Consider the following 7871-nt stretch of genomic DNA (forward strand, 5'->3'; position numbering starts at 1 on the left):
GTGTCCGATTATGGGTCGGGCGCGTTGTGGCGCTATGCGCAGAATGTCGGCCCTGCCTATAAGGGCGCCGTGACCCATCCTGGAGCGGCGGCCGAAACCCATGTCTACGCGGATATCTAGCGCGGTTGGCGTTGCTCTGATCCTCGCCGCCTGCTCGGCCGGCTCCCAAGCGCCGGCCGGCAGCGGCAACAGCGAATTCGACAATGCGCTGGCGCAAGCAAGTTCGGATGCCGACGATGACGGCCGCATCGTCTGCGCGCCGGCCGGCAATGCGGCGTTCGCGCGCCAATGCTCGCTCGACCGCACGCAATCGGCCGAAGGGTTGGTGCTGACGATCCACAAGCCGGATGGGGGCTTCCGCCGCCTTTTGGTGGTCAAGGACGGGCGCGGGGTAGTCGCGGCCGATGGCGCCGAGGCGGCCAAGGTGGCGATCGTCGAGAACGACCAGATCGAAGTCGCGATCGGCGGCGACCGCTTCCGTTTGCCCGCGACGATCAAGGGGAAGGCCGCTAAAGCGGCGAAATGATACCGATCGAAGGCCAGCCCATCCTTACCGCCGCGCAGATGCGGGCGGCGGAGGAGAAGGCGATCGCGGCAGGGTCCAGCGTCGAACAACTGATGGAGCGCGCCGGCGCGGGCGTGGCGGAGGCGGTGCGGCGGCTGGCGATGGGCGCGCCCGTGGTCGTGCTGTGCGGGCCGGGCAACAACGGCGGCGACGGCTATGTCGCGGCGCGGGTCCTGCGTGACAATGGCTCGCATGTCCGCGTTGCAGCGCTGTCCGAGCCGAAAAGCGAGGCAGCGATCAAGGCTCGGGACCGGTGGAACGGCCCAGTGGAGCCGTTCGAGGATGCTTCTCCCGCGCCGGTGTTGGTCGACGCATTATTTGGGACCGGCATGTCGCGTGCGCTCGGCGACCCGACGGCCAAAACGCTGAACTGGCTCATCGACGGCGCCCGGCTCAGCATCGCCGTCGACCTACCCAGCAACGTCGATACCGATACCGGCGCGCTTCATGATGACGGATATGTTGGCCCAGTCGACCTGACTTTGGCACTCGGGGCACTAAAACCCGCGCACCTTTTGATGCCATCCGCTGAATGTTGCGGAGCGGTTCGGTTGATCGACATCGGGGTCAATCCGCGTAACATCGATGTCGAGCGTCGACTCCCTTGCGTGATCTCCAAACCGGAATTCTTCCTTCCCGCCCAGGACAGCCATAAATATTCGCGCGGACTGGTTGTCGTGATCGCCGGGCGAATGCCTGGCGCGGCGCATCTGGCGGCGAAAGCGGCCGCGCATGCCGGCGCCGGCTATGTGATGTTATTCGGCGACGATGCGGTGCCAACGGGACTTCCGGATGCGATCGTGCGTCGGGACTGGAGCCCCGATGCGCTGAACGAAGCGGTCTCCGGCAAGGGAAATGTGACGATCGTCATCGGTCCCGGCCTCGGGCGGGACGATGACGCACGCCGAAAGCTTGCCGCCGCGATCGAGACCGGCCGGGGCTTGTTGATCGACGGCGATGCCTTGCACTTGCTCGATGACGCCGTTTTCGAGAATTTCGCGAAACGGGATTGGCCGGACAGCGTGTTCCTTACGCCGCACGCCGGCGAGTTTTCAGCGGCATTCGGCGAATGGTCGGGCAGCAAGATCGATGCGGCACGATCGGCAGCCGAACGCGCGAATGCGACGGTGGTATTCAAAGGACCCGACACCGTTATCGCCGGGCGCGACGGATCGGCCACCCTCACGCGACTTGGAAGCAAATGGCTATCGACCGCGGGGTCGGGCGATGTCCTTGCCGGTACGATGGCTGCGGCAATTTGTTCGGTGGCGCATGGCGATGATGCGGCTGCCGCGGTTTGGCTGCACAACGAGGCTGCGCAAAGGCTCAGGGGGTCGTTTGTCGCTGACGATCTGGCACGAGAACTCTCGGCGGTGCGAGCCTCGCTATGAACCCGGACACGATCATCCGCGTCGCGGCGCGTGGCGACGGCGTCACGGCGGATGGGCGTCATGCGGCGTTGGCGGCGCCGGGGGACCGGCTCCACGCCGACGGCACGCTGACGCCCGGTCCGCATCATCAGACGCCGCCTTGCCGTCATTTCCCCGAATGCGGCGGGTGCCAGCTCCAGCATCTCGACGATGCCAGCTATGCGCGCTTCATCATCGACCGTATCGCCGGCGCGCTGGCCGCGCACGAGCTCGAGACGGATATCCGGGCGCCGATCCTGTCGCCGCCCAACACACGCCGGCGCGCTTCGCTCCATGCCGAGGCCAAGGGCGGGCGGATCCGGCTGGGGTTCGCCGAGGCTAGCAGCCACGCGATCGTCGATATCCAGGAATGTCATATCCTCGCGCCGGAATTGTTCGCGCTAGTTGCCCCCTTGCGCAAATTGCTCGCGCGGCTCGGGCTGAAGCGGCGCGCCGACGTCCAGATGACGTCATGCGATCAGGGAGTGGAAGTGCTGATCGGCGCGAGCTTCGACGGCCTCGCGGCGGCAGAGGCGATCATCGCCTTTTGCCAGCAGCATAACGTCGCGCGCTTCGCGACCGATGACGGCATGGGACCCGAAACGCGCTGGGAACCCGAGCCGGTCACGATCACTCTCGGTGGCGTGCCCGTGCCGTTCCCGCCGGGCAGTTTCCTCCAGGCGACCCGCGACGGCGAAGCGGCGCTGATCGGCGCGGTGCGCGAGGCCGTGGGGCAGGCGGGGACGGTCGCCGACCTGTTTGCCGGGCTCGGCACCTTCGCGCTCTCGCTGGTGCCGGCGCGGGTCTATGCCGCGGAGGCGGGGCGTGACGCCATAATGTCGCTCAAAGGAGCGGCGGCGCGCGCCGGGCGCCAGGTGTTCGCCGATCATCGCGACCTCTACCGACGGCCGCTGACGGTCGAGGAATTGGGCAGGTTCGATGCCGTCGTGCTCGATCCGCCGCGGGCGGGCGCCCGCGATCAGGCCGCCGCGCTGGCGCAGGCGCGAACGCCGGTCATCGGCTATGTATCGTGTAATCCCAGCAGCTTTGCACGGGATGCGATGATGTTGTGCGAAGGCGGTTACCGGCTCGACTGGGTGCAGCCGGTGGGCCAATTCCGCTGGTCGACGCATGTCGAGCTGGCGGCGCGGTTCAGTCGTTGAGCGTCGGTCCGGGGAAGGCCTTAGGGGTAATCGGCTCGCAGGAAGTACAGCCCGTCCGACGGCGCATTGAACCCCAAAGCCGTGCGATCCGCCGCCTCCAGCGCCGTCTTGAGATCGCCTTTCGACCACTTGCCCCGACCGACCAATTCGAGGCACCCGACCATCGACCGTACTTGATGGTGTAGGAACGACCGCGCCGAGGCGAAAACGCTGATCCGATCGCCGTCGCGCGTGACGTCAAGACGATCCAACGTCTTGACCGGACTGTCCGATTGGCAATGCGCCGAGCGAAACGTGGTGAAATCGTGCCGGCCGACCAGTAGCTGCGCGGTCTCGTGCATCGCGGCGGCATCGAGTTCCTGCGGCACCCGCCAGGCCAGTCCCTTTTCCCAGGTGAGCGGCGAGCGGCGGCTGACGATGCGATATTCGTAATGCCGCGCGAGGCACGAGAAGCGCGCATGCCAATTGTCGGGGACGACATTGCAATCAAGGATCGCGACCGGATCGGGCCGCAGCCGCGCGTTGAGCGCTTCCATCAACCGGAACGGCGTGATCGCCCGCGTGACGTCGAGATGCGCCCGCATGCCGAGCGCGTGGACACCTGCGTCGGTGCGGCCGGCGGCGTGCGCAGTGATGTCCTCGCCCGTGATCTCCTTGGCCGCGCGCTCGATCGCCGCCTGGACGCTGGGGCCGTGATCCTGGCGCTGCCAGCCCATGAAAGGACGACCGTCATATTCCACGACGAGCGCGAAACGCGTCACAGACGCGTCCCCAAGTCGATGGAAAAGCCGCGTAAAAGCTCGTCTGACGTCATGACACCCCGCCCGGCACGCTGCACCGCCGTCGGGCGGATCGCGCCTTCGCCGCAGGCGATGGTGAGTTGGCCGTCGAGCAGTTCGCCGGGCGCGCCGGACAGGTCGACGACGGCCGCGCTCAGCACCTTGATGCGCTCGCCGGCGACTTCGAAATAGGCGCCGGGCGCAGGATTGAAGGCGCGGATTTGGCGTTCGATCTCGATCGCGGGGCGAGCGAAGTCGATCCGCGCCTCGCTCTTGTCGATCTTGGAGGCGTAGGTGACGCCATCCGCGGGTTGCGGGCGAGGCGGGAAGGCGGCGACGTCGTCGAGCACGCGTACCATTAGCCGCGCACCCATTGCCGCTAGCTCTGATGACAAAATTCCTGAAGTCTTTCCGTCTATTGGCGTACGTTCCTCGAGCAGGACGGGACCTGTGTCGAGCCCGGCCTCCATCTGCATGATGCCGACACCCGTTTCGGCATCGCCCGCCAGGATCGCGCGCTGGATCGGGGCCGCGCCGCGCCACCTCGGCAGCAACGAGCCATGGACGTTGAGGCAGCCGAGCTTCGGCGCATCGAGCACCGCCTGCGGCAGGATCAGCCCGTAAGCCGCCACAACGGCGACATCGGCCTCCAGCGCCGCGAACGCCTCGATCGCGGCCGGTTCTTTGCGGAACGACAGCGGCGTGCGCACCTCGATCCCCAACGCCTCGGCGCGTGCCTGCACGGGCGAGGGAGTCAGCGCCTTGCCGCGACGCCCGCCCGCCCGCGGCGGCTGGCTGTATGCCGCCACGACGTCGTGCCTCGCCGCGACCAGCGCATCGAGCACCGGCACGGCGAAATCGGGAGTTCCCATGAAGACGATCCGCATGGGCCACGCCTTTCGCCCCTTGGCAGGGGGGCACGCAACCCCCTATTTGTTCCGTCATGGCATCGCAGGAAATCGAGGCGCTGACGCAGGCGCTGGCGCGGCTCCCCGGTCTCGGCCCACGCTCGGCGCGGCGGGCGGTGCTGCATCTGCTCAAGAAACGCGAGGGAGCGCTGGGGCCGTTGCTGTCGGCGTTGCAGGCGGTCGAGCAGAAACTCGCGACCTGCTCGACCTGCGGCAATGTCGACACCAGTGATCCGTGCGCGGTCTGCGCCGACCCGCGCCGCGACCAGCGCTCGCTATGCGTGGTCGAGGAAGTCGCCGATCTCTGGGCGCTCGAGCGTTCGCGGCTGTTCCCGGGGCGCTACCATGTGCTGGGTGGCCGCTTGTCGGCGCTCGACGGCGTGCGGCCGGAGGATTTGGCGATCGCTCGGCTGATCCAGCGGGTCGAGGCGGGCGGGATCGATGAGGTCGTGCTGGCGATGAACGCGACGCTCGAGGGACAGACCACGGCGCATTACATCGCCGAGCGGATCGAACGGTTTCCGGTGCGGCTGACCCAGCTCGCGCATGGCCTGCCGGTCGGGGGCGAGCTCGATTATCTCGACGAAGGAACCCTCGCTCAGGCGATGCGAGCGCGGCGGCCAGTGGCTTGAGTTAGCTCGCACAAAGACACGAAGACGCAAAGAAGAAGAATTTTGCCTGTGCGGGCGCGGGCTGCGCAGACGTTTATTGAGCCTCGCGTTGCGAGGCTCCGATACGATCTCGGAAACAAGCTCTGCTCTACGTGCCGGACGCCGCTTGCGCGAAACATCTTCGCGACTTTGTGTCTTTGTGCGATCAAACTGAAGCATCCTTGACGTGCCAGCCGCGCCTTTCTAGCTCACGCACCATGACCGTTCTCGCGATCCTCGAAGTGCCCGATCCCGGCCTCCGCGCCGTTGCCGCTCCCGTTGCCGATGTCGACGCCGGCGTTCGCGCCACGCTCGCCGACATGTTCGAGACGATGTACGCCGCGCGCGGCATCGGCCTCGCCGCGACCCAGGTCGGGATCGAGCAGCGCCTCGTGGTGATCGACCTGCAGGAGCCCGAGGAAGAGGGCGGCGATCCGGTGCGCAAGCCGGTCGCGTTCGTGAACCCGGAACTGCTGTGGGTCAGCGACGATCTGGCGACCTATAACGAGGGTTGCCTGTCGATCCCCGACCAATATGCCGAGGTCCAGCGTCCCGCGCGCTGCCGCGTGAAATGGCTCGATGGCGACGGTAAGGCCCATGAGGAAGAGATGGACGGCCTGATGGCGACGTGCATCCAGCACGAGATCGACCATCTCAATGGCGTGTTGTTCACCGACCATATCTCGCGGCTCAAGCGCGACATGATCATGAAGAAGCTGGCCAAGGCGCGGAAAGCGGCTTGATCACCGTCGAGGGCGGCTGCCATTGCGGCCATGTCCGGTTCGAGGTGCGCCTCGAGAAGCCGGAGGTCGAGTTGCTCGACTGCGATTGCTCGATCTGCCGGATGACCGGCTATCTTCACCTGATCGTCCCCGGCGCGCGCTTTCGTCAGACCGAAGGGAAGAACGACGTCACGCTCTATCGCTTCGGCTCGGGGCGGGCGCGGCACCTGTTCTGTCAGCATTGCGGGATCAAGAGCTTCTACCGCCCGCGCTCGCACCCCGACGCGATCAGCGTGAACTGGCGATGCCTCGACGACGATCACGGGCTGACCGCGACGGTCGTGCCGTTTGATGGGGTCTATCCGGCGTAACCCGTCCCGATTTGAAGCCATCCCGTCATGCCAGCGAAAGCTGGCATCTCAAGCAGCACCGGCTAACTTCTCGTCATGGCGAAAGGCGGCTGGACGTACATCATGGCGAGCAAGCCGAGAGGCATGCTCTACATCGGTGTCACGGCGTATCTCGCTGAGCGAGTCGATCAGCATCGCCGCGACGTGGGCTCGGCGTTCTGCCGGCGCTATGGCATCAAGACCTTGGTCCTGGCCGAATGGCACGACGAGATCGATTTCGCGATCACGCGCGAGAAGTCGCTGAAGGCGTGGAAGCGCGCTTGGAAGATCGAGTTGATCGAAGCAGTCAATCCGAGGTGGAAAGACTTGTTCGACCAGATCGCTTAATCGCTTGAGGCCCCAGCTTTCGCTGGGGCGACGGGATTTGGAGAGACGGGCCGGATCAGAACAGCCCCTGGATCTCGCCCGACTTGCCGATCCTGATCCCCTCGGCCGCCGGCAGGCGCGGCAGGCCGGGCATGGTCATGATCTCGCCGCAGATCGCCACCACGAATCCCGCGCCGGCGGCCAGGCGGACTTCGCGCACCGGGACGATATGCCCGACCGGCGCCCCCAGTGCGGCGGGGTCGGTCGAGAAGCTGTACTGGGTCTTGGCCATGCACACCGGCAAATGGCCGTAGCCAGCGTCTTCCCAGCGCTTCAGTTGCGCCAGCACGCTCGGCTCGGCGGTGGCGTGCTCGGCGCGGTAGAGGCGAGTGGCGACGGTGTTGATCTTGTCGAATAGCGGCATGGCGTCATCGTAGAGCGGGGCGAATTGCGCTCCGCCGCCATCGGCCAGCGCCGCGACGTGATGCGCCAGCGCTTCCGCCCCAGCGCCGCCGTCGGCCCAGTGCGTGCAGACGATCGCCTCGCAGCCATTGGCCGCCGCGATCTCGCGGACGACGCGCATCTCTTCCTCGGTATCGCTGTCGAAGCGATTGATCGCGACGACCACGGGTACGCCGAACTGGCGCACGTTCTCGAGATGCCGCGCGAGGTTGAGCCCGCCGCGCCGCACCGCCTCGGGATCGGGCATACCGAGATCGGCCTTGGCGATCCCGCCGTTCATCTTGAGCGCGCGGATCGTCGCGACAACCACCGCCGCCGCGGGCTTGAGGTCGGCCTGGCGGCATTTGATGTCGAAGAATTTCTCCGCGCCCAGATCGGCGCCGAAGCCGGCCTCGGTCACGACATAATCGGCAAGGCCGAGCGCGGTGTTGGTCGCGATGACCGAATTGCAGCCATGCGCGATATTGGCGAACGGGCCGCCATGGATCAGCGCGGGG

General features: G+C 66.5%; 10 protein-coding genes. 7 read left to right on the forward strand and 3 right to left on the reverse strand.

Annotation, left to right across the window (positions count from 1 at the left end; genetic code table 11):
• The first annotated feature begins 100 nt into the window (after positions 1 to 100).
• From ACTHJR_RS09445 to ACTHJR_RS09455, 3 genes are read left to right on the forward strand one after another with little or no spacing between them, the layout of a single operon-like run.
• Positions 101 to 526 carry a hypothetical protein gene (locus ACTHJR_RS09445; RefSeq protein ID WP_440522898.1) on the forward strand — a complete coding sequence of 142 codons (426 nt, stop codon included), beginning with the start codon at positions 101 to 103 and terminating at the stop codon, positions 524 to 526.
• Positions 523 to 1956: an NAD(P)H-hydrate epimerase gene (locus ACTHJR_RS09450; protein ID WP_440522899.1), complete on the forward strand. Its 1434-nt coding sequence runs from the start codon at positions 523 to 525 to the stop codon at positions 1954 to 1956. Before ACTHJR_RS09445 ends, ACTHJR_RS09450 begins: the two co-directional genes overlap by 4 nt.
• Complete coding sequence (locus ACTHJR_RS09455; protein WP_440522900.1) at positions 1953 to 3137, forward strand: class I SAM-dependent RNA methyltransferase; 1185 nt, start codon at positions 1953 to 1955, stop codon at positions 3135 to 3137. Before ACTHJR_RS09450 ends, ACTHJR_RS09455 begins: the two co-directional genes overlap by 4 nt.
• 20 nt (positions 3138 to 3157) lie before the next feature.
• On the opposite strand, the gene truA is transcribed toward ACTHJR_RS09455, so the two are convergent.
• Both truA and fmt read right to left on the reverse strand, forming a co-directional pair.
• Positions 3158 to 3898 carry a tRNA pseudouridine(38-40) synthase TruA gene (gene truA, locus ACTHJR_RS09460; RefSeq protein ID WP_440522901.1) on the reverse strand — a complete coding sequence of 247 codons (741 nt, stop codon included), beginning with the start codon at positions 3896 to 3898 and terminating at the stop codon, positions 3158 to 3160.
• A complete protein-coding gene (gene fmt / locus ACTHJR_RS09465) occupies positions 3895 to 4803 on the reverse strand; it encodes a methionyl-tRNA formyltransferase (protein ID WP_440522902.1) in 909 nt (302 codons plus the stop codon). The genes truA and fmt overlap by 4 nt, the downstream gene beginning before the upstream one ends.
• A 56-nt stretch (positions 4804 to 4859) precedes the next feature.
• Here fmt and recR point away from each other — a divergent pair, with 56 nt between their 5' ends.
• From recR to ACTHJR_RS09485, 4 genes are all read left to right on the forward strand, one after another.
• Entirely contained in the window at positions 4860 to 5456 is a 597-nt protein-coding gene (recR, locus tag ACTHJR_RS09470; RefSeq protein WP_440522903.1) for a recombination mediator RecR, read from the forward strand.
• A gap of 236 nt (positions 5457 to 5692) precedes the next feature.
• Positions 5693 to 6217 (forward strand): peptide deformylase, encoded by a 525-nt coding sequence (gene def / locus ACTHJR_RS09475; protein ID WP_440522904.1) that lies wholly within the window; start codon positions 5693 to 5695, stop codon positions 6215 to 6217.
• Positions 6214 to 6567, forward strand: coding sequence for a GFA family protein (locus ACTHJR_RS09480; RefSeq protein ID WP_440522905.1), 354 nt, complete (start codon positions 6214 to 6216; stop codon positions 6565 to 6567). Before def ends, ACTHJR_RS09480 begins: the two co-directional genes overlap by 4 nt.
• Positions 6568 to 6642: 75 nt before the next feature.
• Positions 6643 to 6933: a GIY-YIG nuclease family protein gene (locus tag ACTHJR_RS09485; protein ID WP_440522906.1), complete on the forward strand. Its 291-nt coding sequence runs from the start codon at positions 6643 to 6645 to the stop codon at positions 6931 to 6933.
• A 55-nt stretch (positions 6934 to 6988) separates the two neighbouring features.
• Here the strand turns inward: ACTHJR_RS09485 and ACTHJR_RS09490 are convergent.
• Positions 6989 to 7871 (reverse strand): formate--tetrahydrofolate ligase (locus ACTHJR_RS09490; protein ID WP_440522907.1); only part of this gene is annotated, 883 nt, incomplete at its 5' end.

The sequence above is a fragment of the Sphingomonas sp. genome, assembly GCF_051962185.1.
In the GTDB taxonomy this organism is placed as follows: Bacteria; Pseudomonadota; Alphaproteobacteria; order Sphingomonadales; family Sphingomonadaceae; genus Sphingomonas.